At 61.1% G+C, this 22,913-nt stretch carries 20 protein-coding genes; 2 read left to right on the forward strand and 18 right to left on the reverse strand.

Annotated features, from left to right (window positions below; genetic code table 11):
* Positions 1-66 precede the first annotated feature (66 nt).
* The 4 genes from F3J24_RS20765 to hemN form a co-directional block, all read right to left on the reverse strand.
* Positions 67-2,550, reverse strand: a complete 2,484-nt coding sequence (locus tag F3J24_RS20765) for a bifunctional diguanylate cyclase/phosphodiesterase (protein WP_205244882.1) — start codon at positions 2,548-2,550, stop codon at positions 67-69.
* A 2-nt stretch (positions 2,551-2,552) separates the two neighbouring features.
* On the reverse strand, positions 2,553-3,797 hold the full coding sequence (locus F3J24_RS20770) for an HD-GYP domain-containing protein (protein WP_370527753.1): 1,245 nt from the start codon (positions 3,795-3,797) through the stop codon (positions 2,553-2,555).
* 110 nt (positions 3,798-3,907) lie between these two features.
* Entirely contained in the window at positions 3,908-4,621 is a 714-nt protein-coding gene (locus F3J24_RS20775) for a sulfite exporter TauE/SafE family protein (protein WP_167010271.1), read from the reverse strand.
* 3 nt (positions 4,622-4,624) lie between these two features.
* Entirely contained in the window at positions 4,625-6,007 is a 1,383-nt protein-coding gene (gene hemN, locus F3J24_RS20780) for an oxygen-independent coproporphyrinogen III oxidase (RefSeq protein ID WP_167010273.1), read from the reverse strand.
* A gap of 269 nt (positions 6,008-6,276) precedes the next feature.
* Between hemN and fnr the strand changes: the two genes are divergently transcribed.
* Positions 6,277-6,999, forward strand: a complete 723-nt coding sequence (gene fnr / locus F3J24_RS20785) for a fumarate/nitrate reduction transcriptional regulator Fnr (protein ID WP_029158640.1) — start codon at positions 6,277-6,279, stop codon at positions 6,997-6,999.
* 166 nt (positions 7,000-7,165) lie between these two features.
* Here fnr and F3J24_RS20790 read toward each other — a convergent pair whose 3' ends face one another.
* The 9 genes from F3J24_RS20790 to F3J24_RS20830 all read right to left on the reverse strand — a co-directional run bounded on the left by F3J24_RS20790 (position 7,166) and on the right by F3J24_RS20830 (position 15,528).
* Positions 7,166-7,429, reverse strand: coding sequence for a hypothetical protein (locus F3J24_RS20790; protein WP_167010275.1), 264 nt, complete (start codon positions 7,427-7,429; stop codon positions 7,166-7,168).
* A 419-nt stretch (positions 7,430-7,848) separates the two neighbouring features.
* Positions 7,849-8,154 carry a FixH family protein gene (locus F3J24_RS20795; RefSeq protein WP_003056312.1) on the reverse strand — a complete coding sequence of 102 codons (306 nt, stop codon included), beginning with the start codon at positions 8,152-8,154 and terminating at the stop codon, positions 7,849-7,851.
* A gap of 83 nt (positions 8,155-8,237) precedes the next feature.
* Entirely contained in the window at positions 8,238-9,680 is a 1,443-nt protein-coding gene (gene ccoG / locus F3J24_RS20800; RefSeq protein WP_167010278.1) for a cytochrome c oxidase accessory protein CcoG, read from the reverse strand.
* An 82-nt stretch (positions 9,681-9,762) separates the two neighbouring features.
* Positions 9,763-10,674 carry a cytochrome-c oxidase, cbb3-type subunit III gene (ccoP, locus tag F3J24_RS20805; protein ID WP_167010280.1) on the reverse strand — a complete coding sequence of 304 codons (912 nt, stop codon included), beginning with the start codon at positions 10,672-10,674 and terminating at the stop codon, positions 9,763-9,765.
* Between the two features lie 27 nt (positions 10,675-10,701).
* Positions 10,702-10,839 (reverse strand): CcoQ/FixQ family Cbb3-type cytochrome c oxidase assembly chaperone, encoded by a 138-nt coding sequence (locus F3J24_RS20810; protein WP_043004505.1) that lies wholly within the window; start codon positions 10,837-10,839, stop codon positions 10,702-10,704.
* Positions 10,840-10,857: 18 nt separating this feature from the next.
* The gene (gene ccoO / locus F3J24_RS20815) at positions 10,858-11,490 is read right to left on the reverse strand and encodes a cytochrome-c oxidase, cbb3-type subunit II (RefSeq protein ID WP_167010282.1); all 633 of its coding nucleotides are present in this window, start codon (positions 11,488-11,490) and stop codon (positions 10,858-10,860) included.
* Positions 11,491-11,509: 19 nt separating this feature from the next.
* Positions 11,510-12,946, reverse strand: coding sequence for a cytochrome-c oxidase, cbb3-type subunit I (gene ccoN, locus F3J24_RS20820; RefSeq protein ID WP_167010284.1), 1,437 nt, complete (start codon positions 12,944-12,946; stop codon positions 11,510-11,512).
* A gap of 63 nt (positions 12,947-13,009) precedes the next feature.
* On the reverse strand, positions 13,010-13,147 hold the full coding sequence (gene ccoS, locus F3J24_RS20825; protein WP_003056328.1) for a cbb3-type cytochrome oxidase assembly protein CcoS: 138 nt from the start codon (positions 13,145-13,147) through the stop codon (positions 13,010-13,012).
* Positions 13,147-15,528, reverse strand: coding sequence for a cation-translocating P-type ATPase (locus F3J24_RS20830; RefSeq protein ID WP_167010494.1), 2,382 nt, complete (start codon positions 15,526-15,528; stop codon positions 13,147-13,149). Before F3J24_RS20830 ends, ccoS begins: the two co-directional genes overlap by 1 nt.
* Positions 15,529-15,717: 189 nt before the next feature.
* On the opposite strand from F3J24_RS20830, the gene F3J24_RS20835 reads away from it, so the two are divergent.
* Positions 15,718-16,161 (forward strand): universal stress protein, encoded by a 444-nt coding sequence (locus F3J24_RS20835; RefSeq protein ID WP_167010286.1) that lies wholly within the window; start codon positions 15,718-15,720, stop codon positions 16,159-16,161.
* Positions 16,162-16,463: 302 nt separating this feature from the next.
* Here F3J24_RS20835 and F3J24_RS20840 read toward each other — a convergent pair whose 3' ends face one another.
* From F3J24_RS20840 to F3J24_RS20860, 5 genes are all read right to left on the reverse strand, one after another.
* Positions 16,464-18,017, reverse strand: coding sequence for a malonyl-CoA synthase (locus F3J24_RS20840; RefSeq protein ID WP_167010288.1), 1,554 nt, complete (start codon positions 18,015-18,017; stop codon positions 16,464-16,466).
* A gap of 146 nt (positions 18,018-18,163) precedes the next feature.
* On the reverse strand, positions 18,164-19,180 hold the full coding sequence (locus F3J24_RS20845) for a tripartite tricarboxylate transporter substrate binding protein (RefSeq protein WP_167010290.1): 1,017 nt from the start codon (positions 19,178-19,180) through the stop codon (positions 18,164-18,166).
* A 112-nt stretch (positions 19,181-19,292) separates the two neighbouring features.
* Entirely contained in the window at positions 19,293-20,708 is a 1,416-nt protein-coding gene (locus F3J24_RS20850; protein WP_167010292.1) for a malonyl-CoA decarboxylase, read from the reverse strand.
* Positions 20,709-20,863: 155 nt separating this feature from the next.
* Positions 20,864-21,706, reverse strand: coding sequence for a prolipoprotein diacylglyceryl transferase (gene lgt / locus F3J24_RS20855; protein ID WP_167010294.1), 843 nt, complete (start codon positions 21,704-21,706; stop codon positions 20,864-20,866).
* A 144-nt stretch (positions 21,707-21,850) separates the two neighbouring features.
* Positions 21,851-22,858, reverse strand: a complete 1,008-nt coding sequence (locus F3J24_RS20860; RefSeq protein WP_167010296.1) for a tripartite tricarboxylate transporter substrate binding protein — start codon at positions 22,856-22,858, stop codon at positions 21,851-21,853.
* Positions 22,859-22,913: the final 55 nt, after the last annotated feature.

Consider the following 22,913-nt stretch of genomic DNA (forward strand, 5'->3'; position numbering starts at 1 on the left):
GCCTGCACAGACTGCGCATCGTCAAATCAGACGATGGACAACCTGGCGCAAACGCATGCCCTGCGTCTATTGCAGACCTGCAATATGAATACCGCTGCCATCTTCGTCCGGCGAATATGGCTGCGTGCAGGATGCCTGCTCGGATGCGCCTTGCTCCAGGCGCTTTCTGAACTGCTCGGCGGGCAAGGCCGGCGAGCACAGATAGCCCTGGAAGTAGTCACCCTGCAGTTGCTCTATGGCCTGGCACTGCTCTTGAGTTTCCACACCCTCGGCCACCAGTTCCACGCCCAGGGCCTGCCCCATGCTGATGATGGCGCCCACGATGGCCTTGTCTCCCGCGTCGTGAGGCAGGCCGCGCACAAAGCTCTGGTCGATCTTGATCTTGGAGATCGGCAGTTTTTTCAAATAGGCCAGGCTCGAATAGCCGGTGCCGAAGTCATCAATCACTAGGCCCACGCCCAGCTCTGCAATCTGGTGCACACGCAAGGCCATTTCCTGCGCTTCCTGCAGCAGGATGCTCTCAGTCAATTCGAGCTCCAGCCACTGGGCCGGCAAGCCGCTGGCTTCCAGCACGCGCTTGAGGCGATCCACAAAGTCCGGCTGCCTGAACTCCAGTGCCGAGACATTGACCGACACCTTGATGGGCTTGCCCATGGCCAGCCAGCGCGCGGCCTCCTGGACCGACTGCTCCAGCACCCAGGCATCCAGCGCAACCACATAACCGGACTCTTCGGCCAGCGGAATGAAGGCCGCCGGAGAGATCACGCCCAGCTCAGGATCCGTCCAGCGCAGCAAAGCCTCTGCCGCCACAATGCGACCCGAACGGATATGAACCTGGGGCTGGAAATGCACGGCCATATGCCCCTTGTCCAGAGCCTGCCGCATGGCGTGCTCCAGCTTCATGCGCGAGAGCAGGCCTGCACTCATCTGCGGCTGGTAGAAGCTGAAATTGCCGCGTCCGCGCTCCTTGACGCGATACATGGCGATATCGGCCTGACGAATCAGCTCGTCCAGCGTCAACCCATCTGCAGGGAACTGCGCCGCGCCAATGCTGCATTGCACGGAAAAACCCAGGCCGTCGAGCATGAAGGGCTGACGCATCTCTTCGAGAATGCGGGCTGCCACGGCCGAGGCGCCCTCTCCGGTACAGTCGTGCAGATAGAGCACGAACTCGTCCCCTCCCTGGCGACACAGCACGTCGGCAGGACGAAGCAATCCGCCCAGCCGCTGAGCAACCAGCTTGAGCACCCGATCGCCAAAGTCATGACCAAGAGAGTCGTTGATGATCTTGAAACGGTCCAGATCCAGAAACAGAATGCTGAAAGGCTGCTGCGTAAAGCGCGCAGCAGTGATGGCGGCCTGCACGTGACGGCTCAAGCTCAGGCGGTTGGGCAGTCCGGTGAGGGCATCGCTATAGGCAAGCTGCTCGATCTGTTTTTGTGCACTGCGCTGCATGGTCATGTCGCGCATGAAGCCAATGCTCTGCACCAGACGACCATAGCCGTCACGCAATGCCACCCAGGACAGCCAGACCGCGCAACGCTGACCGTCGCTCTGCTTGAGCCAAAGATTGCCCTCCCAGAAACTGCCCGCATCCCAGCGCGCGGATGCCAGCTCCAGCAGATCGGAAACAGGGCCGCCTTCGGACTCGAACAGCGCCCAGGCGGCAAGACCCAGCACCGACCTTCCATGCAACAGCTGCACGCCCGCCGGATTGATCTGCACAATAACGCCCGCGGCATCGGCTATGAAGATGCCGTCCAGGCTGGACTCGAACACGCGCGCCGCGAGACGCAGCTCGGTTGCTGAACTGGATTCCGCCGTGATATCCCGGTAGGAATAGATCCGCCCTATCGCCACACCGCGACTGAGCTGAGGCACGGAACGACGCTCCAGCACCCGGCCGCTTAGCAGTTGCAGCACCTCTGAGGTCTCGGGTGCCGACAGATCCTGCGCCTCCTGCAACAGCGTGAACTGGCTCTCGCTGCTGATGGTCTGCGCTTCGAGATGGGCGAAGATGGCCTCGTCGTCACGTTGCACGAGCAGGGATTCGGGCAGTTGCCACAGCTCTGCGAAACGATGGTTGAAGGCGCGAATGCCGCCGCGCAGATCGCAGACCAGCATGCCGTCTGCGGTGGACTCCAGCGTCGCCCGTAACTCCGCAAGCAGCATGTCCAGCTCGCTTTCATGCCGCAACTGCTCGCTGCGGTCGAGCATGGTGAGCAACAACCAGCGCGGATTCTGGGCGATGGAGCCAACCCCCATCTCCACGGCCGTCAACGATCCATCCGCCCTGCAGATCTCCGTGAGAAATTTCGCGCCGCCCACCCAATTAGAAGCATCCTGCCAGAACGCCTTCTGCACCAGGGAGGCGCACAGCACATCGACATACTGCTCCCGTGCCTGCTCAGGGGTGTAACCTGTGAGATGAGTGCTGGCCGCATTGGCATGAAGCACGCGCAGGCTCTGAGAATCAAGCAGCCAGACGGCCTCCTGCAAGCCATCGAGCATGGCAGCGAGCAGCGGGTCGATCAGAAAACTCTGCGGCATGGTCACGCGAGATCTTTCTCGACAGCAGGTGCTGCAGAACTGTCAAAAAAATAGCAAAGACGCCGTTGTGGCTGCAAAGCTTCCAGCGCGTTGCGCGATAGCTGATTACGCGTCAAACCGCGACGAATCCCCAAACCCACATATTCAAGCAAATCGACGAACCGCAGCTTCTGCGCCGTCTGCGTGTCATAGGTCAGCACCTGCGGCTTGAGAGACTGGCTGGTATTGACAGACACCACCACGCCCATGCGCCCGTCGCTGAGCTCCACCAAGGACCCCGGCGGATAGACACCCAGAGTCTGCACGAATGCCTTGAGCACCTCAGGTGCATAACGCTGGCGATACTGCCCATACAGTACGGCCATGGCTTCATGGGGCGTCATTTCGTTGCCTTGCAGTGGCAGATTGCACAAACGCTCGAAATTGTTGGCCAGCGCCAGTATCTGTCCAGCGATATCCATATCGGTCGCCAACAGGCCAAGCGGAAAGCCCGATCCATCAGCCCACTCATGGTGCTGGGCGATGGCTGTCGTGACCGAAGGAGGATAGCCCATGGACAGAGCCAACGCCACCGACTCTCCGACATGCCGCGCATAGGTGGTCTCTCGCAGCGGCATGCGATCCGTGCCTTGATTCAGTGCATTGGCCGACGCGGAAATCTCCAGCCCCTGCTTGCCGATGTCATGCAGCAACGCGGCAGTGCCCAGATCCTGCAGCACATCGTTGCGCAAGCCCAGCGTCTTGCCCAGCAACAGGCTCAGCACGGAAACGTTCACTCCATGAACACCGAATGTGGCACCGCCCGTATCCGCGAGCAGATGCAAGCTCAGATCACGAGCCTGAGCCAGTTTGATGACTTGCTGTGCAACCAGCCTATCGGTCGTGGCGCGTGCGCGCTCGGGGTTGGCAGGCAGCAGGGCCTGAACATCGTCAAATACGGAAACCGCACCCAGAAACCGGGACTGCACACCCAGAATGCTGTCGCGCCAGGCATGCGCATCGCTGTCTGGATGGCTCGCAGCAGGCCGAGGTGGCGCGACGGAAGGCGTGACAGCCTCCACCAGATCGCTTCTGGAGAGATCAACCTGTACGGCCTTGAGCTTCAGGGTCCTGAGCGTCTGCAACTGCTCGTCATTGACAATCTTGAAGCTGCTGACGGGAAACGGGTGGCGCAACCAGCCAGTCTCCAGATGGACATACATGCCAATTCGCAATTGTCCGATATCAATAGCAACGAAACGATTCACTTTGAGCGCTACACACAAGATGAGACATTATTCCGCAGTTCCATGACTGCTCAACCATGACTAGGGTCTGTTGGGATGCAAACTGCACCAACATTCCCCTCCTGTGTGACTTATCGGCACCAAAGGCCGGGTTTGTAGACCAGATCCATCCACAAAGCCCAACTCGCAACACCAATCAGCATCAAACCCGCAATTCTGGTGCCCCAGCGCGCCCGCAAAGCATTGAGATGCGACTGCCCCAGCTGCCACAACCAGGGGCCCGCCAGCAACCACACGGCGCCGCCAACGGCAAAGGCTGCCATTGACAGAGCACCTTGCCAGACTCCGCCACTCAGCGCGGCCACCAGCACTGCCGAATACAGCAAACCGCAAGGCATCAGGGCCCAGGCAAAGCCTGCGGCCAGACTCCCTCCCGGGGCGACGACCCAGGGCTGGACCCTGGTCCAGACAGAGCGCCCAGCCTGCTCCAGCCAGACCGGTTGTCGCGCCTGCACCAGCATGGCCAGACCCCAGGCCATAACCGCGACATGCATCAGCGTCCAGAGCTTCTGCAAGGCCGTTGTCTGGCTGGTCAGCCAGGCCAGACTCTCCATGGCCACGGCCGCCACTCCGCCCAGCAGGGCATAACCAGCAATGCGTCCCAGATGAAACAGACTGGTACGCAGCCATTGGCGTTTTTGCAGGCCGTGCAAGGCGATGACCTGGCCGTCGCTGGCAGGCCTTGCACCCGTCACGACGCTGCAAGGTGCAGCGCACATCACAAGACAATGGGGCCCACCCACGAGCCCCATGATCAAAGCAGTCCAGACCAGCGAAAACAACATGCGCTAGATGATGCGTGAAAAGCGCGCGCGGTTTCGGTCGGCCTGCAAATATCGATCAAACAGCATGGCTACTCCGCGCACAAAAAACCAGCCCAGGCCCGTGACCTTGAAGCCCTCGTCGGATAGCTGAACCAGGCCATTGCGCTGCATTTCCGCAAGTGCTGCCAACTCCCGAGCAAAGTACTCGCGGAAATTGATCAGCCAGGCCTGCTCCATCGGCTCGTACAGGACGGAGCCCTGACACATGATGGCCATGATGATGGCCCTGCGCACCAGATCGTCACGCGAGAGCGCCAATCCGCGCTGCACGGGCAGCATGCCGCCATCAATGGCGTCGTAATACTCTTCCAGGGTCTTGACGTTCTGGCTGTAGGTGGCGCCCACCTTGCCGATGGCCGATACGCCCAGCGCAATCAGGTCGCAATCGGGCTGGGTGCTGTAGCCCTGGAAGTTGCGATGCAGGCGCCCCTGACGCTTGGCGATGGCCAGAGAGTCGTCGGGCAACGCAAAGTGATCCATGCCCACATAGACATAGCCGCCATTCATGAAGGCATCGATTGCGCCGGAGAGCATGTTCAGCTTCTCCTGTCCCATGGGCAAGTCAGCCGATGCAATACGCCTTTGCGGCTTGAAGCGCTCGGGCAGATGCGCATAGGCATACAGTGCAATGCGGTCGGGACGCAGCTCATTGACCTGGGCCAGCGTTCGCGCAAAAGACTCGGATGTCTGCTTGGGCAGACCGTAGATCAGGTCCACATTGATGGAGACAAAGCCCAGCCGGCGGGCCTCGGCCACCAGTTCAAAGACTTGCTCGGCGGGCTGCTCCCGGTGCACCGCTTTCTGCACTGCGGGGTCAAAATCCTGCACGCCAAAGCTCAGGCGATTGAAGCCCATGTCCTTGAGTGTCTTCAGCCTCTCGTTGCTCACGGTACGCGGATCGACTTCGATGGAATATTCGCCAGCCGGATCGAGCTTGAAATGCTCACGCATCAGGACCATCAGCTGCTGCAGTTCGGCATCGCTGAAGAAGGTCGGCGTGCCGCCTCCAAGATGCAGCTGGCTTACCAGCTGGCCTTTGCCACAATGCTCGGTATGCATGGCCAGTTCACGGCCCAGATAATCCAGATACTCGGCAGCCTTCTCATGATGCTTGGTCACTATCTTGTTGCAGGCGCAGTAATAGCAAAGCGACTCACAAAACGGCACATGCACATAAACGGACAAGGGCAAGGCACGTGAGCCCGAATGCGTCTTGCGCTGTTTCAATGCCAGGATATAGTCGTCTGCACCAAAAGCCTCAACAAAACGGTCGGCTGTTGGAAATGATGTGTAGCGCGGGCCGGGAATATCAAAGCGGCTCAGCAACTCGGGCGTGACTGCGGTCATAACTGAAAGTTAGGGTGCGCCCACACTCCACATTGAGCAGATTTCAAAGAAAACCAGATCCTGGAAATCATGCCCATAATGGGCAGAAGCACATGTTTTTGAATGAATACAAACAATGTGCCCCAAGGCAATCCAACTGTCCTTGATGAATATCAAGAGAGCGTAAGGCAAGTACTGCGACAATTTGATCCAACTCATCACTAACTACGAGGTCAATGACCGGCGCGACTCTCCATTCCAAGTCTGTCTGTGCCGTTGCTGAAAAGCCCATGAATCTTCAGACCATCAAAGCATCCTGCTCCAACTGCAATCTGCGTGAACTGTGCATGCCCATGGGCCTGGACGATGAACAAATGGAGCGCATTGACGAAATTGTGGCCACACGCCGCAAGGTCAAACGGGGCGGGCTGCTGTTTCGCAACGGCGAGGAGTTCACCTCGCTGTACGCCATTCGCACCGGCTTCTTCAAGACCAGCGTGGCCACCGAAGACGGTCGCGACCAGGTCACTGGCTTTCAGATGGCCGGCGAGATCATCGGTCTGGACGGAATCGTCAACGACCATCACACCTGCGATGCCGTGGCGCTGGAAGATGCCGAAGTCTGCATCATGCCTTTCGACAAGCTCGAGCAGCTCTCGCGCGAAGTCACAGCACTGCAAAATCATGTGCACAAGGTCATGAGCCGCGAAATCGTGCGTGAGCATGGCGTAATGCTGCTGCTGGGCAGCATGCGCGCCGAAGAACGTCTCGCAGCCTTTGTGCTGAACCTGGTGCAGCGTCTGTCTGCACGCGGCTTTTCGAAGTCGGAGCTGGTGCTGCGCATGACGCGTGAAGAAATCGGCAGCTATCTGGGCCTCAAGCTGGAGACCGTGAGCCGCACCTTCTCCAAGTTCGCCGAGGAAGGCATCATCGAAGTCCGACAGCGCCATCTACGCATTCTGGATACCGAGGCGCTCAGGCGCATCGTCAACAGCCAGCAATGCCAGGACTGAGTTCGACAGCAGCCTTCAAGACAAAGCCCGCAGACAGCGGGCTTTTTTTATGACGGCGAATGCCTGCCAGGAGTTTCCGCTACCGAGGCCGCCGGCACAGCGAGCGCCCAGCCCCGCCATCCGAAGCCGCCACCGGCCTCGAAACTGCGGTCCTGTGCGCAGCGCTTTACTCGACCAGGGGCTCCGAGACTATGCCCTGATTCAGATCGCTGGCCGAACGGCCCAGCATGGCGGTCATCAGTCCGCTGAACACGGTGACCGCCCAGAAGGCAAAAAAGGCCAGGGTGTAAATGCCATTGCGCGACCATTCCAGAGGCGAACCCAGCCAGTGCATGTCCAGCGGGTCCACAAAGGCAAATACCACCATTTCCATGATTGCCGCCGCCAGAAAAGCCGGCCAGACAATCCACATCCAGCGTCGAGCATCCATCGCGATTCTCCTTGGCCTGTGGGTTTGAACCCATTTTGCACAATTGCCATGACTTTCCTCGTCATACCAAGGGCATGCACTCAGATAGGAAACCCTGGACCGCTCTTACTTAAAGAGCTTCCAGCGCTTTATGTGCATCGATTTAAGGTCTATATCTATCTGAAATAGCCTTTGATTAAGCGCTATGCGCTCCTGTTATTGAATACCACCCGGCCCCAGCTTTTACCGGTCCTTGAACGCTGCAGCGAAGGCCAGAACATGCGCTCATGCGGCGCCGGCTGTACGGCAAGCGAGCGCCCTACTCTGCAATCGACCAAGACACCGAGTGCCGCCGCGACCGGCCAGGCTCCAGAAAAGTCTGCAACCAGGGGCGTAAAAAAGGCCGCGAAAGCGGCCTCGGGAATGCGTTGAAATCGCGGTCAGCGATCCAGCGGATGGTCCTTGGCCGGCGTCGCGGCATGGTTGCGCCCCGTCACTGCCGGCGCCAGGCTTTTTTCGCTCTCGGTGAGGCGCTGGTTGATTTCAATGCCGTGACGGTAGTAGTCGGGGTCGATCACAGGATCCGGCTTGCTCATGGCGATATAGGCGGTCACGATGCCCGCGACCACCACCACAGCGGGACCGGCGATGACGAGCCAGACATGGGCAAACTTCCACCAGGGCTTGCCGTCCTCGGGGTGGATGATCTTGGCCTTTTGCGGGGCCTTGGCTTGTGCTGCCGACATGGTGAAACCTCTTTTCAGAAATCTGGCCGCCCCATTGCAAACCTGCAATCGAGCGGCATCAATTGTTGCTGATTCGCGATGCCCTAGCGTGGCACCAGGAACACGGATTTTTCGGAGATACGTCCGGCTCCAGCCGTCAGCGCATCCACATTGAAATGCACAGGGTGCGAGCCGGAAACGGCTGAGCCGTAGGGAATCTGCAGGCGCACCGCAATGCCGCGTGTCTCGGCCGGACCTACCGAGACTTCCTGCTCGGATACGACCTCCAGCTGATCCAGCCCCGTGGCGCTGATGCGATAGCGCTGCTCGGACTCGGTCGCATTCATGATCTGCAGGCGATAGACGTTTTCGAGCTTGCCGCCAGCCACGATGCGCGACAGCGCGGCGCGGTCGCGAATCACGTCGACCTTGAGTGGCTCGCGCAGAACCAGGCTGGCGATCATGGCTGCGCTCAGCGCCAGCAGCACGGTCGAGTAGATCAGCACGCGCGGGCGGAAGATGCGCCGGATCACCTGCGCCTGTTTCCAGAGCTTGGCCACGGCGTTCTGCGTGGTCAGGCGTATCAGGCCGCGCGGGTACTCCATCTTGTCCATCACGGAGTTGCAGGCATCGATGCACAGACCGCAGCCAATGCACTCGTACTGCAACCCCTTGCGGATGTCGATGCCTACGGGGCAGACCTGAACGCAAAGCTTGCAGTCTATGCAGTCACCCAGACCCTGCGCCTTGTAGTCCACGTCTTTTCTGCGCGGGCCGCGTGCTTCACCGCGCTGCACGTCGTAGCTGACGATCATGGTGTCCTTGTCGAACATGGCGCTCTGGAAACGTGCATAGGGGCACATGTACTTGCAGACCTGCTCGCGCATATAGCCAGCATTGCCATATGTGGCAAAGCCGTAGAACAGCACCCAGAAAATCTGCCAGCTGCCCTGGAAGGCCATCAACTCCACACCCAGTTCACGGATGGGCACGAAGTAGCCGACAAAGGTGAATCCGGTCCACAGGGACAGAACAATCCAGAGGAACTGTTTAAGCGATTTCTTCCAGATTTTCTCGAAGGTCCAGCCATGCTTGTCGATGCGCATGCGGGCGCTGCGGTCTCCCTCGACCTTGCTCTCGATCCACATGAAGATCTCGGTATAGACTGTCTGCGGACAGGAAAAGCCGCACCACAGACGCCCGGCCACTGCGGTAAACAGAAACAGCCCCAGCGCGCTGATGATGAGCAGCCCCGTCAGGTAGATGAAGTCCTGCGGGTAGAGCACCAGCCCGAACAGATAGAAGCGCCGCGCCCCGAGATCGAACAGCACCATCTGGCGCTCGCCCCACTGCAGCCACGGCAGACCGTAGAAGACGATCTGGGTCAGGAACACCATGATCCAGCGCCAGCGCGAGAAGACGCCGCTGATGGCGCGCGAGTACACCTTCTGTTCGGAGGCGAACATGGGCATATATTCCTGGCCGCCGTCCACAGGCTCAGCCGTGATCGGAATGACTTTGCGAGGTTTCTCCGGATCGCAGGGCATCGCAGTTCCTTAATATTTTTGTAATTACTGAAAACTCAAACGAGAAAAAGGCGGTGCCTTGGCACCGCCTTCATCACCCGTCTTACTTCTGGGCGCTTACGTTGGACAGCCCCCAGACATAGGAGGCCAGCACCGCGATCTGTGCCTCGGTCAGCTTGTCCTTCTGGGCAGGCATCTCGTTCATCTTGCCATGGTTGACCATGTCGACAATGACGGACTCGCCCCAGCCATGCAGCCAGATGTCATCGGTCAGGTTAGGTGCGCCAAGCGCCTGGTTGCCCTTGCCATCCATGCCGTGGCAAGCCGCGCAGGCCACGAACTTGGACTTGCCCTGCGAAGCCTTGACGGCATCGTGGGGGCTGCCAGACAGGCTCAGCACATAGTGAGCCACATTGCGCACATCTTCCGCCGAGCCCACGGCTGCTGCCATGGGAGGCATCACGCCGATGCGGCCGTTGGTGATGGTTTCCTTGATCTTGTCGGGCGTGCCGCCATGCAGCCAGTCGCCGTCGCTCAGATTGGGAAAGCTCTTGCTGCCGCGTGCATCGGAGCCGTGGCATTGCGCGCAGTTGTTCATGAACAGACGCTCGCCGATGGCCATGGCCTGGGGATCCTTGGCCATTTCTTCGGTGGGCATGCTGACAAACTTGGCGTACATGGGCTCCAGGTCGACACGGGCCTTTTCCATCTCCTTGTCGTAAGCACCATACTGGGTCCAGTCCAGCTCTCCCTTGAAGGAACCCAGACCTGGGTAGGCCACCAGATAGGCCAGGCTGAAGACCACGGTGATCACGAACAGACCCATCCACCACTTGGGCATGGGGTTGTTGAGTTCGCGCAGGTCTTCGTCCCAGACGTGACCGGTGGTGTTGTCCGCAGAAGGAACGACCTTGCGGCGCGCCACCAGCACCAGCAGCAAGAAGCAGCCGAGGATGCCGATCAGCGAAACGGCCGCGATATACACGGACCAGAAGTTGTTAAAGAAGTCGCTCATGGGATGTTCTCGTTGTAGTGATCAGACTCAGTCTTCCAGGAAGGGAAGCTGAGCTGCCTCGTCGAAACGGGCCTGGTTGCGGCGGGCAAACGCCCACCACCAGATACCCACGAAGCACGCCAGCGATGCCAGTGTGGCCAGAACACGCATGGTGGTGATATCCATTTTCCAGTCCCTCCTCTGTTACTTGACGGCGCGACCCAGGACCTGCAGATAGGAGATCACGGCCTCCATCTCGGTCTTGTCCTTGACTTCAGCCTGAGCCCCAGCGATCTCAGCATCGGTATAAGGCACCCCCACCTTGCGCAAGGCGCTCATGCGCGTTGCCACGGCAGAGTCATCCACCTTGGTAGCTTCCAGCCAGGGATAGGCAGGCATGTTGGACTCGGGCACCACGTCACGCGGGTTGTTCAGGTGAATGCGATGCCATTCGTCGCTGTACTTGCCGCCCACACGATGCAGATCGGGGCCGGTGCGCTTGGAGCCCCACTGGAAGGGGTGGTCGTAGACGAACTCGCCAGCCACCGAGTAGTGGCCGTAGCGCATGGTCTCGGCGCGGAAGGGGCGGATCATCTGCGAGTGGCAGTTGTAGCAACCTTCACGCAGATAGACGTCACGGCCCATCAGTTGCAGCGGCGTGTAGGGCTTGAGGCCCGCCACGGCTTCGGTCGTGGACTTCTGGAAGAACAGCGGCACGATTTCGACCAGGCCACCGATGGTCAGCACGAACAGCGTCAGCGCGATCAGCAGAAAGTTGCTGGTCTCGATCTTCTCGTGCAAAGAGCTCTTGGGAACTGCGTTATTTTGATCAGACATTGCTTTTGCTCCTCAATGCTCAGGCGTGAGCCACCACGGCAGGCACTGCCACCTTGACGGAACGGCCGGCCATTGCGGTCTTCCAGGTATTCCATGCCATCACCAGCATGCCGCCCAGATACAGCAGACCGCCGGTCACGCGAATCACGTAGAAGGGATAGGTCGCCTTCACGCTTTCGACGAAGGTGTAGGTCAGCGTGCCGTCGGGGTTGATGGCGCGCCACATCAGGCCCTGCATCACACCGGCAATCCACATCGCGGCGATGTACAGCACGATGCCGATGGTCGACATCCAGAAGTGCAGCTCGATCGCGGGCACGGAGTGCATTTTTTCGCGGCCGAAGAGACGGGGAATCAGGTAGTACAGAGAACCCATGGTGATCAGACCCACCCAGCCCAGAGCGCCGGAGTGCACGTGGCCTACGGTCCAGTCGGTGTAGTGGCTCAGTGCGTTGACGGTCTTGATGGCCATCATCGGGCCTTCGAAGGTGGACATGCCGTAGAACGACAGGGACACGATCAGGAAGCGCAGGATGGGGTCGTCACGCAGCTTGTGCCAGGCACCCGACAGCGTCATGATGCCGTTGATCATGCCGCCCCAGCTGGGAGCCAGCAGGATCAGCGAGAACACCATGCCCAGCGACTGGGCCCAGTCGGGCAGCGCTGTGTAGTGCAGGTGGTGAGGACCGGCCCACATATAGGTGAAGATCAGTGCCCAGAAGTGCACGATCGACAGGCGGTACGAATACACGGGGCGACCGGCCTGCTTGGGGATGAAGTAATACATCATGCCCAGGAAGCCTGCGGTCAGAAAGAAGCCCACGGCGTTATGGCCATACCACCACTGGACCATGGCGTCTTGCACGCCGGCATAGGCCGAGTAGCTCTTCATCCAGCCTGCAGGAATGGAGACGTTGTTGACCACGTGCAGCAAGGCCACGGCCAGGATAAAGGCACCGAAGAACCAGTTGGCCACATAGATGTGCTTAACCTTGCGGATTCCGATGGTGCCGAAGAACACGATGGCATAGGACACCCAGGTCACGGTGATCAACAGGTCGATGGGCCATTCCAGTTCGGCGTATTCCTTGCCCTGGGTGTATCCCAGGGGCAGGCTGATGGCTGCTGCCACGATGACCAGTTGCCAGGCCCAGAAGGTCAGGCTGGCCAGCTTGGGCATGAACAGTTTGGTCTGGCAGGTGCGTTGCACCACGTAGTAGCTGGTGGCGAACAAGGCCGAGCCACCAAAGGCAAAGATCACGGCATTGGTATGCAGCGGACGCAGGCGTCCGTAGCTCAGCCAGGGAATGCCGAAGTTGAGTTCCGGCCAGGCCAGCTGGGACGCGATAAACACGCCCACTGCCATACCTACCACCCCCCATACCACGGCCATGATAGAGAACTGTCTTACGACGGTGTCGTCGTAATAGACAGCATTGTTATTTGTTGCTTCCATCGGGCACCTCTTAGATTTCTTGCAAAGTGTTCACTGGTTTCTCATTGGGCTCGTTGAGCCACATCAATCGTCGCGAAGAATGCGCTCGCCTTCCTGTTCAACGCTCTCGAACTGGCCCCGGTAAACGGCCCACCACAGGGCGGCCACAATGGCCATGACCAGAACTACCGACAGCGGAATCAACACATACAGAATGTCCATCAACGGCCTCCTTGAATCAGTGGCATGACGGTGCCCCGCGGCGCAAGATGCGCGGGGGCGGACGCGTTGCTATCAGCGACCTGCAGCGGCAACGCTCGTGCAAGACGGGCTGCGTTGGCGACGACCAGCAAGGAGCTCAGCGCCATGCCGAGCCCTGCCAGCCAGGCAGGCATCCAGCCCATCAGGGCCAGAGGAATAGAGATCGCGTTATAGGCTGCTGCCCAGCCAAGGTTCTGGCGCACCACGGACAAGGTCCGTCGGGCCAGCAACAGGTTTTGCAGCACTAACTCCAGGCTGTCTCCCAGTACCACGAAGTCTGCTCGCGATTGTGCCAGCGGCACTGCATTGCCAAACGCAAAAGAGACATGCGCTCCGGCTAAAACTGGGCCGTCATTCAGGCCGTCGCCAACCATGGCGACCTTGTGCCCCGCCGCCTGTGCGGCCTGCAGGGCGGCCAGCTTGTCCTGCGGTTGGCAATCGCCCTGCGCAGTCTCGATACCCAGCCTGGCAGCCACCGTCTGCACCGCTGCCGAGCGGTCTCCCGAGAGCAGCTGCACGCTGACGCCATGGCGCCTGAGATCGGCAATGACCTGGGCCGCTTCGGGACGCACGTCTTCGCTCAGATGGAACTGCGCCATGGGCTGCCAGCCAGCTTGCGACTCCTCGGCCAGCATCACGCTCTGACCCGGCTCATGCGGTGCCAGCTCGGGCACGCCACAATGCGCGGCCGAGCCCAGACGAAGATGGCGGCGCAAGGCGGGATTGCTGCGCGCCTGCACCCAGACATCGAGGCCGCTGCCGGCAACTTCCTGGACGGAGTCCAGCAGCCATGCGCTGGCAGGCAGTTCGGCCATCTCGGCCGCCTGCGCCAGGGCCCTGGAAGCGGGATGCATGGACTGACGCGCCAGCAAGGCGGTCAGCGCCAGCAGGTCATCAGTGTTTTGACCTTCAGCGGGTGTCAGCGCACGCAGCACCAGACCATCGCGCGTCAGCGTTCCGGTCTTGTCGAAGACCAGCGTATCCACGGCGGCCAGCGCCTCCAGCCCCTGCAGATTGCGCACCAGCACGCCGCTGCGCGCCAGGGTGCCAGCCGCCGTCAGCATGGCCACTGGCGTGGCCAGTGAAAGCGCGCAGGGGCAGGTGACGATGAGCACGGCCACGGCCACCATCATGGCCTTGCCCGGGTCGACAGGCCACCACCAGATGGCCGCAGCCAGCGCCGCCAGCAGCACCACGACGAGGAAAGGACGAGCCACCCTGTCGGCCAGCTGGGCCAGGGTGGGCTTTTGCAGCGAAGCGCTTTCCATCAGATTCACGATCTGCGCAAAGCGAGTGCCCTCCCCCACGCTATCCACGCGCACATCGACAACACTGTCCAGGTTGTAGCTGCCGGCGGTGACTGGATCGCCCTGTGCACGCAATACAGGGGTGGACTCGCCGGTCAGAAGCGCCTCATCGGCATGGGTGGTGCCACGCACAATCCGGCCGTCTGCGGGGAAAGCCTCGCCCGTGAGCACACGCACCACATCGCCCGCGCTCAGTCGACGTGTGGCCACCCGCTCGAACTCGCCCGAGTCAGGCTGCAGGCGCAGCACCGAATCCGGCAGTCGGTTCATCACGGCTTCCAATGCACCGGCCGTGCGGTCGCGCAGGCGCAACTCCAGCCAGCGCCCCGTGAGCAGGAAAAAGACAAACATGGTCAGCGAGTCGAAGAAGACTTCCTGACCAAAAGGGCCGGAGGGATCAAAAGTGCCCAGCGTGCTGATGACAAAGGTAATCAGCATGCCTATGGCCACGGGCAGATCCATGCTCACGCGGCGCTGGCTGATGTCCTTGAGCGCACTCTTGAAGAAGGGACCGCAGCAAAACAGCACCACGGGCAGAGAAATCACCCAGGAGGCCCAGCGCAGCAAGGTCTCCATCTCCAGTGACAGATCGCCGGGACGCGCCGTGTAGGCAGGCCATGCATACATCATCACCTGCATCATGCACAGGCCGGCCACCAGCCAGCGCCACAGGGCACGGCGCGTCTCTGCCTGGCGCAGCTCGCGCGCAAACGCATCGCGCGCGGGCAAGGCCCGATAGCCGGCACGCGAGATGGCGTCCATCCATTGCGATGGAAGCACCTGGGCAGGACGCCATTCGACGCGGGCTCGACGCGTTGCGGCACTGACTTCGGCGGCCTGCACTCCCGGGACGGCTCGCAGCGCCTCCTCGATGGTCAGCGCACATGCAGCACAGTGCATGCCCTCCAAAACCACAAAGGAATCCCACACCGGGGATTCGGTCGCGTTTTCGGAGATTGGAGCCTTGGAGCTCTGGCCTGCGGGACGGCCAAACGAGCTCCATTCTTGCGGATCGTCCAGCAGATGGCTGTGCATCTGGGACGAGTTCAGGAAACCGGTGTCAGCAACAGCACGCTCTGCCGCGGAGGGCTGGACAGTAGTGTGTTGGGACATGTTTCAAGCGTAACTACGCAAGATGATACCCACCTTGACATTAATCAACTGTTAACTGCCCAATCGACATATGCTTGTATCCACAACGCATACAACCTGAAGGAGAAAGCTATGTACAACCGCATTTTGATTGCTACTGATGGCACTGAACTCTCGGACAAGGCTGTGCATGCAGGCCTGGATCTGGCCGCTTTGTGCGGCGCCAGCGTGATTGCACTCAAGGTTGTGTCGCACTATCCGCGCAGCTATCTGGAAGGCAGCGATTTGCTGGACATCAAGGAAGCCAAGCGCATCGAAGAGCAATGGACCAGCCAGGCCCAGACCCTGCTGAACGGCGTCAAAGCCTTCGGCCACGAGCGCAAGGTCAATGTCACCACCGAAATCGCCCACTCCGATCTGGTGGCCGAATCCATTGTGGAAGTGGCCAAGAAGCACGACTGCGACCTGATCGTCATGGCTTCGCATGGCCGCAAGGGACTGCAGCGTCTGCTGCTGGGCAGTGAAACCCAGCATGTGCTGACGCACTCGCCCGTGCCCGTGCTGGTGCTGCGCTGATGGACTTCACCTGAGCCGCCTCGCGGCTTCAGCTTGAGAGGATGGCGCCTTGCCCGGTACCTCTGACAAGCAGTGAGACAGGCCGCCCTAAGGCGGCCTTTTTTCACTCCCAAATTAAAAGCAGCTTGCGCACAAGCTGCTTTATTTTTAGGCTGATTCAATGCTGAAATTGCTTGCCAATGTGCGCAAACAGCTCACTTTTCAGGAGTCAAGTCAAAAGACAAGCGCCTGAAATGTGGCCAATAGTGCGGCCAAAAACCAACGCCTGGCGCCCGGCTGGAACCGCCGGGCTGCGGCCGGGTTCAGGAGAACTCTTGCTGATACTGGTCGCGCAGCAGCTTCTTCTGGACCTTGCCCATGGTGTTGCGCGGCAGGCTGTCCACCACATAGCAGCGCTTGGGCACCTTGAAATTGGCCAGCCTGGCCTTGAGCGACTCCAGAATCTGCTGCCCATCCAGCTGCGCGCCCTTGCGCGGCACGATGACGGCCACGCCCACCTCACCAAAATCCGGGTGCGGCACGCCCACCAGGGCGCTTTCGTCCACGCCGGCCAGATCGTTGATGAAGCCCTCCACCTCGGCCGGATAGACGTTGTAGCCGCCCGAGATGATCAAGTCTTTGCTGCGCCCGACGATGCTGAAATAGCCGCGCGCATCCTGCATGCCCACATCGCCGGTCTTGAACCAGCCATCGGCCGTGAACTCCTCGGCGGTCTTCTCCGGCATGCGCCAGTAGCCCGTGAAGACATTGGGGCCCTGAACTTCGATGTTGCCGATCTCGCCTGCGGGCAGGGCCTTGCCGTCGTCGCCATGAATGCGCACGCCCACGCCCGGCAGCGGGAAACCCACGGTTGCGCCGCGGCGCTCGGCCTCGTTGCCGTAGCGCGCATCGGCCTGATAGGGGTTGGAGGTCAGCATGATGGTCTCGCTCATGCCGTAACGCTCCAGGATGGTGTGGCCAGTACGTGTCTTCCAGGCGCGGAAGGTCTCGATCAGCATGGGGGCCGAACCCGAGATGAAGAGACGCATGTGCGCGGCCATGTCGCGGTCCAGCCGGGCGTCGGCCAGCATGCGCACATACAGGGTCGGCACGCCCATGAAGACGGTCGCATCCTTGAAGCGCGCCATGACGGCCTCGGGCTCGAAGCGGGAAAACCAGATCATGGGACTGCCGTTGAGCAGGGCCCCGTGAATGGCCACAAACAGGCCGTGCACATGGAAGATGGGCAGCGCATGAATCAGCACATCGCCTTCCTGCCAGCCCCAGTAGACCTTGAGCATGGCCGCATTGCTCAGCAGATTGCCGTGGCTGAGCATGGCACCCTTGCTGCGCCCCGTGGTGCCACTGGTGTAGAGAATCGCCGCCAGATCGTCGGTGCGGCGCGGCACGACCTGGTGCTCGTCGCTATGGTGGGCCGCGCGCTCCAGCAGGCTGCCCGTGCGGTCGGTGCCCAGGGTGTAGACATGGCCCACACCGTGGTTGAACGCAATCTTGGACACCCAGCCGAAACAGCCGGGTGCGCAGACCACCACGGCCGGCTCGGCATTCGTGATGAAGTACTCCATCTCGGCGCTCTGGTAGGCCGTGTTCAGCGGCAGGAACACATGGCCGCTGCGCAGCGTGGCCAGGTAGAGCATCATGGCTTCGACCGACTTTTCCACCTGCACCGCAATGCGGCTGCCCTCGGGCAGGTCCAGCGAGGCCAGCAGATTGGCCATGCGTGCACTGCCATGCTCCAGATCGGCCCAGGTGTAGTAGAGGCTGGAGCCATCGGGCTCGATGGCCTCCACGGCATTTTTCGTCAGATCCGCAGGAAACGCAGCGCGCAGCGCGCTGAAAAGATTGGCTTGAGACATGTCGGTGATCGTGATGCTGTCGGTGAATGCAAAAGGTCCGAGGCCATCATAGGCCCGGCCCCGGCCCGCCCGGCAGGAGCAGGCACTGAAAAATCGCGCCCGTCAAAACGGGCGCCCGGCAAAGGCCGTCCCGCTTGGCGGCGGGATCAGGAATCGATCTTCACATTGGCCGCCTTGACCACATGCGCCCAGCGCTGGATCTCGCTTTGCACCATGGCGGCAAACTGCGGCTGGCTCAGCTGCCCGTAGTCGGCGCCATTCTTGGCCCAGGCTGCCTTGATGTCCTCGGCGGCACCTATCTTGCGCACCTCGTCCAGCATCTGCTGCTGCACGGCGGCTGGCGTTCCCTTGGGCGCCCACAACCCATACCAGGTGGTGACGGTGAAGTCCGGCAGGCCGCACTCGGCCGCGCAGGGCACATCGGGAAAGGCAAGGTTGCGCTTTGTGCCGGCCACCATCAGCGCCTTGATACGACCGCCCTTGATGTGCTGGGCCGACGAGCCCAGGCCGTCGAACAGCATGTCCACATTGCCGGCGATCAGGTCCTGCAGCGCCGGTCCCGCGCCCTTGTAGGGAATATGGGTGATCTGGGTCTTGGTCTGCAGCTTGAATAGCTCGCCCGCCAGATGGTGCGAGGACCCCGGCCCTGCCGAGGCATAGTTGTACTTGCCGGGGTTGGAGCGCAAGTCCTGCACCAGTGCCTGCAAGGTGGCATGAGTCACCTTCTTGGGATTGACCACCACGACCTGCGGCACGCTGGCCAGCAGCGCCAGCGGGATGAAGTCGCGCTCCAGATCGTAATCAAGCTTGGGATAGACCGAGGGCGCAATCACATGATGGGTGCCGCCCATGAAGAAGTTGTAGCCGTCGGCGGCGGACTTGGCCGCAATACTGGCGCCCAGCGTGCCGCCCGCGCCGCCGCGGTTGTCTATCACCAGGGTCTTGCCCGAGGTCTTGGCGAACTGTGCAGAAAACGGTCTGGCAAAAGTGTCGGTACCGCCGCCGGCAGGAAAAGGCACGATCAGTGTGACCGGCCTGGTCGGCCATTCCGAGGCCCCGGCCATTGCCGTCCAGCCCGATGCTCCGGCAGCCAGCAGCGCCCCTGTCGACCGAAGCAGCGTGCGCCGCTGCAAACCCACGCTCTTTGCCCAAGAATCCCGCATGTATGTCTCCTCTGCTCGTCCGGTCAGCAGCTCTTCGGCAGCCGGACTTGTGGTTGGGAGACGCAGCAGCAAAAGCCGGCTCAGGCTGTGCGCAGCGCGGGTCGCGATGCACTCACCCCTTGCACAGCGATTCGATCTCCGAGGAAACGGGAATCTTGCTCTGCGCCAACAGGCTGCGGTGCTTGTCCAGGCGCTTGAGGTCATACAGATAGTTGACCATCAGTCCCATGGATTGCTTGAGTCCCTTGGACGACAGGTCTGCCGCCCAGTTCAGGCGCTCCACGCGCGCACCGTTGCCAAGGTGAAAGCGTGCCACGGCATCCAGCGGACGGCCCTTGGCAGTTTCCCGACCCAGATAGCGCGCAGCGCAAAACATGGCGGCCTGGCGCACCACCGATTTCTCTGGCAGCGAACCGGGATCGTCCAGCGCAGCCAGCAATTGCGCGGCGCTCACTCCTCCGGCGACTTTTTCCAGGGCTGCCTTCTGTTTGTCGTCCAGCTCCGCCAGCGCCGCATCGCCGTTCTTGCTCAGCCAGCTGCGCAGTCCCGGAATCGGCGACAGCGTGGCGAACTGCTTGAGCTTGGGAAACTCCTGCGTGAGCGTCTCCACCACATGCTTGATCAGCGAGTCACCGAAGCTCACGCCCTTGAGTCCGGTCTGGGTGTTGCTGATGGAGTAGAAGATGGCGGTATTGGCCTTGGCCAGATCGGCTGCCGCTGCGGCCTCGTCCAGCAGCGGAGCCATGCTGCCCGCCATCTTGTCCAGCAGTGCCACCTCCACAAAGATCAGCGGCACATTGGGCATGCGCGGGTGGAAGAATCCATAGCAGCGACGGTCGCTGTCAAGGCGATTCTTCAGATCGGCCCAGCTGCGGATATCGTGCACGGCCTCGTACTGGATCAGCTTCTCCAGCAGCGATGCCGGCGAATCCCAGTTCAGGCTTTTGAGCTCCAGCAAGGCCACATCAAACCAGCTGGAGAACAGATGCTCCAGCTCGGCATCCAGCGCCACATAGTGCTGTTCCGCCTTGGGCAAGGCCAGCAGCTCGGCGCGCATGTCGACCAGAAAGCCCATGCCTCCCTTGGGCTGGGCAAAACGCTGCAGCAGCCGCGTGCGCGATGAAACCAGGGCACGGCGCAGGCTCATCTCAGCCTCGCCGCGCTCCACATCGCTGCCCGCCTTGTCATAGCGCTCGCGCGCAGCCTGCAGGGCCTTGGCATCGGGGCCGAACTTTTCGATCGTCAGCAGCCAGAAGTCCTTGCGCACAGGCGCCTCGGCCTTGCCATACCAGTCCATCAACACCTGAGCGTGACGGCCGCCCTCCACGTCGCTGAGCGCGGTATCGGCCACCTGCTGCATGTCCTGCAGCAAGCGGCGCAGCTCGCGCGGCGACAGCGCCTCCTGCCCGCGGCGCAAGGTGGCCTCCAGGCGTTGCGCCAGCGGGCGATGCAGGCCGTCGCCCTTCTCGCCCTCGGCGCCACGCACCCACAGCTTGGTTTGCTCAATCCACTCGGCTGCCCAACCCATAAGCATCTCCTTGTTCCTGCACCATCATGCTCTCATTGAAGAAGCAGATACCGCAATTGCAGTAACGCTTTGAGCCATTATGTGCAGTTTTCCTGTCGCAGCTGGCGCCGCATAAAAAACGCAGACCGAAGTCTGCGTTTTCAAGGGTTTGACAATCAGGTCGCCGTCCGCTGAACCACGTAGGCCTGGCGCTTGCCGCACCACACCCACATCAGCACACCAGCGACGATCATGGGCAGGCACAGCCACTGGCCCATGCTCATGCCCAGCGACAGAATGCCCAGGAAGTCATCGGGCTCACGGAAGTACTCGGCAATGAAACGGAAAGCGCCATAGCCGATCAGAAAGACCGCTGCGACCTGGCCGGGCTTGCGCTCCTTGCGCGCATACAGCCACAGAATGATGAACAGCAGCAGCCCTTCCATCAGAAATTGATAGATCTGCGAGGGGTGACGCGGCAGCATGGAGCCGCTTTGCGGGAACACCATGGCCCAGGGCAGCTCGGCACTGGCAAAACGTCCCCAGAGCTCGCCGTTGATGAAGTTGCCGATACGGCCCGCCGCCAGCCCCGTGGGAACGCAGGGCGCCACGAAATCCGCGACTTCCAGCCAGTTGCGCTTGCGCGAGCGCGCAAACCAGATCATGGAGCCGATGACGCCCAGCAGACCGCCGTGAAAGCTCATGCCGCCCTGCCAGACGGCAAGAATCTCCAGCGGATGCGAGAGGTAGTAGCCGGGCTTGTAGAACAGGCAGTAGCCGATTCGCCCGCCCACGACCACGCCCAGCACGCCGAGAAAGAGAATGTCCTCCACATCCTTGCGCGCCCAAGCTCGCTCGCCTGTCATGTATTTGAATGGAGGGTGGTGCAGTCGGCGCGTGCCCAGGAACAGGAACAGACCGAAGGCCACCAGATAGGTTATGCCATACCAGTGCACGGCCAAAGGGCCAATCTGCACGGCTACAGGATCAATGTGCGGATACATCAGCATGTCAGGCATTGTGCCGCAGGCCGATGACGTTTCTGCAAAACTGCATGCCCCGAAAACGCTGCCAGGCCTTATTCGCCGATTCAGAGGCCTCAGAGACGCCCAACCCGGCCTGGATGACGGCGGCATCCGACATAGGCAGCACTCTTCCCAACCTCAATGCGGCCTATCTGCCGCCAGGCCTTGCTCGCGCACGGTCTGGCGCACGGCCTTGGCCGTCTCCTCCATCATGGAGCCCAGGCGCTGCGCGGTGCCGCCCAAGACATGCACGCCCATGGCCTGTAGACGCTCCTGCACGGCCGGCTCCTGCAGGGCCGCATTGGCAGCGCTGTTGAGCCGGCTCACCACGGCCTGCGGCGTGCCGGCCGGAGAAACGATGCCGAACCAGGTAATGGCCAGATCGTTGAGCGCGGAATGACCCAGTTCCTTGAACGTGGGCACTTGCGGCAGCGCCGGCAGGCGCTCCTGTGCGGCCACGGCGAACGGAACCAGGCGGCCCGCAGTCACATGCGGAGCCGACGAGGGATACTGATCGCTGAGCACCTGTGTCTCGCCCGACAGTGCGCCGCTGATCACCGGCCCCTGCCCTTTGTAGGGAATGTGGTGCAGCTTGAGCTTGAGATCGGCATTGAGGCGCTCGGCAATCAGGTGCCCGATGGAGCCGATTCCAGCCGAGCCGATATTGAACTGGCCCGGCTTGCTGCGCGCAAGAGTGAGGAACTGGGCATAGTTCTGCACGCCCATATTCGGATGCACGGAGAACACCGACGGAATGGACGCCAGTGCGACCACCGGCACCAGGGCCTTGGCAGGATCTATGCGTGCCGACTGGGGCAGCATGATGGGATTGACCACCAGCGTACTGATGGTGCCCAGGCCTATCGTGTAGCCGTCAGGTGCGGCATTGGCCACGGCCTCGGCACCGATGAAGCCGCTGGCGCCGGAGCGGTTGTCGACCACCACGGGCTGACCCAGAGTCGTGTGCATGGCATCGGCAACCAGGCGCGCCACGATATCGGTGGAGCCTCCAGGCGTGAAAGGAACCACCAGACGCACGGGACGCTGCGGATAACGCCCTTCTGCCGCCTGCGCCGTCAATGCCCCCAGCAAGGCCAGCAGCCCTGCTGTCTTCAACAAGAAGGAGGGGCGAACAGCGAAAGACATGAAGATCACTTTCTGGCAAGACAATAAAAACAGCCGCGCGACTTGCGTCGGGCGG

Source organism: Comamonas sp. Tr-654 (genome assembly GCF_011752915.1).
GTDB lineage: Bacteria > Pseudomonadota > Gammaproteobacteria > Burkholderiales > Burkholderiaceae_C > Comamonas.

What these genes read in the sequence shown, in the direction of transcription:
- F3J24_RS20765 (WP_205244882.1), bottom strand. Translation starts at nt 2,550, where the DNA reads ATGCCGCAGAGTTTTCTGATCGACCCGCTGCTCGCTGCCATGCTCGAT.
- F3J24_RS20775 (WP_167010271.1), bottom strand. Translation starts at nt 4,621, where the DNA reads ATGTTGTTTTCGCTGGTCTGGACTGCTTTGATCATGGGGCTCGTGGGT.
- hemN (WP_167010273.1), bottom strand. Translation starts at nt 6,007, where the DNA reads ATGACCGCAGTCACGCCCGAGTTGCTGAGCCGCTTTGATATTCCCGGC.
- fnr (WP_029158640.1), top strand. Translation starts at nt 6,277, where the DNA reads ATGAATCTTCAGACCATCAAAGCATCCTGCTCCAACTGCAATCTGCGT.
- F3J24_RS20790 (WP_167010275.1), bottom strand. Translation starts at nt 7,429, where the DNA reads ATGGATGCTCGACGCTGGATGTGGATTGTCTGGCCGGCTTTTCTGGCG.
- F3J24_RS20795 (WP_003056312.1), bottom strand. Translation starts at nt 8,154, where the DNA reads ATGTCGGCAGCACAAGCCAAGGCCCCGCAAAAGGCCAAGATCATCCAC.
- ccoG (WP_167010278.1), bottom strand. Translation starts at nt 9,680, where the DNA reads ATGCCCTGCGATCCGGAGAAACCTCGCAAAGTCATTCCGATCACGGCT.
- ccoP (WP_167010280.1), bottom strand. Translation starts at nt 10,674, where the DNA reads ATGAGCGACTTCTTTAACAACTTCTGGTCCGTGTATATCGCGGCCGTT.
- F3J24_RS20810 (WP_043004505.1), bottom strand. Translation starts at nt 10,839, where the DNA reads ATGGATATCACCACCATGCGTGTTCTGGCCACACTGGCATCGCTGGCG.
- ccoO (WP_167010282.1), bottom strand. Translation starts at nt 11,490, where the DNA reads ATGTCTGATCAAAATAACGCAGTTCCCAAGAGCTCTTTGCACGAGAAG.
- ccoN (WP_167010284.1), bottom strand. Translation starts at nt 12,946, where the DNA reads ATGGAAGCAACAAATAACAATGCTGTCTATTACGACGACACCGTCGTA.
- ccoS (WP_003056328.1), bottom strand. Translation starts at nt 13,147, where the DNA reads ATGGACATTCTGTATGTGTTGATTCCGCTGTCGGTAGTTCTGGTCATG.
- F3J24_RS20830 (WP_167010494.1), bottom strand. Translation starts at nt 15,528, where the DNA reads ATGCACAGCCATCTGCTGGACGATCCGCAAGAATGGAGCTCGTTTGGC.
- F3J24_RS20835 (WP_167010286.1), top strand. Translation starts at nt 15,718, where the DNA reads ATGTACAACCGCATTTTGATTGCTACTGATGGCACTGAACTCTCGGAC.
- F3J24_RS20840 (WP_167010288.1), bottom strand. Translation starts at nt 18,017, where the DNA reads ATGTCTCAAGCCAATCTTTTCAGCGCGCTGCGCGCTGCGTTTCCTGCG.
- F3J24_RS20845 (WP_167010290.1), bottom strand. Translation starts at nt 19,180, where the DNA reads ATGCGGGATTCTTGGGCAAAGAGCGTGGGTTTGCAGCGGCGCACGCTG.
- F3J24_RS20850 (WP_167010292.1), bottom strand. Translation starts at nt 20,708, where the DNA reads ATGGGTTGGGCAGCCGAGTGGATTGAGCAAACCAAGCTGTGGGTGCGT.
- lgt (WP_167010294.1), bottom strand. Translation starts at nt 21,706, where the DNA reads ATGCCTGACATGCTGATGTATCCGCACATTGATCCTGTAGCCGTGCAG.
- F3J24_RS20860 (WP_167010296.1), bottom strand. Translation starts at nt 22,858, where the DNA reads ATGTCTTTCGCTGTTCGCCCCTCCTTCTTGTTGAAGACAGCAGGGCTG.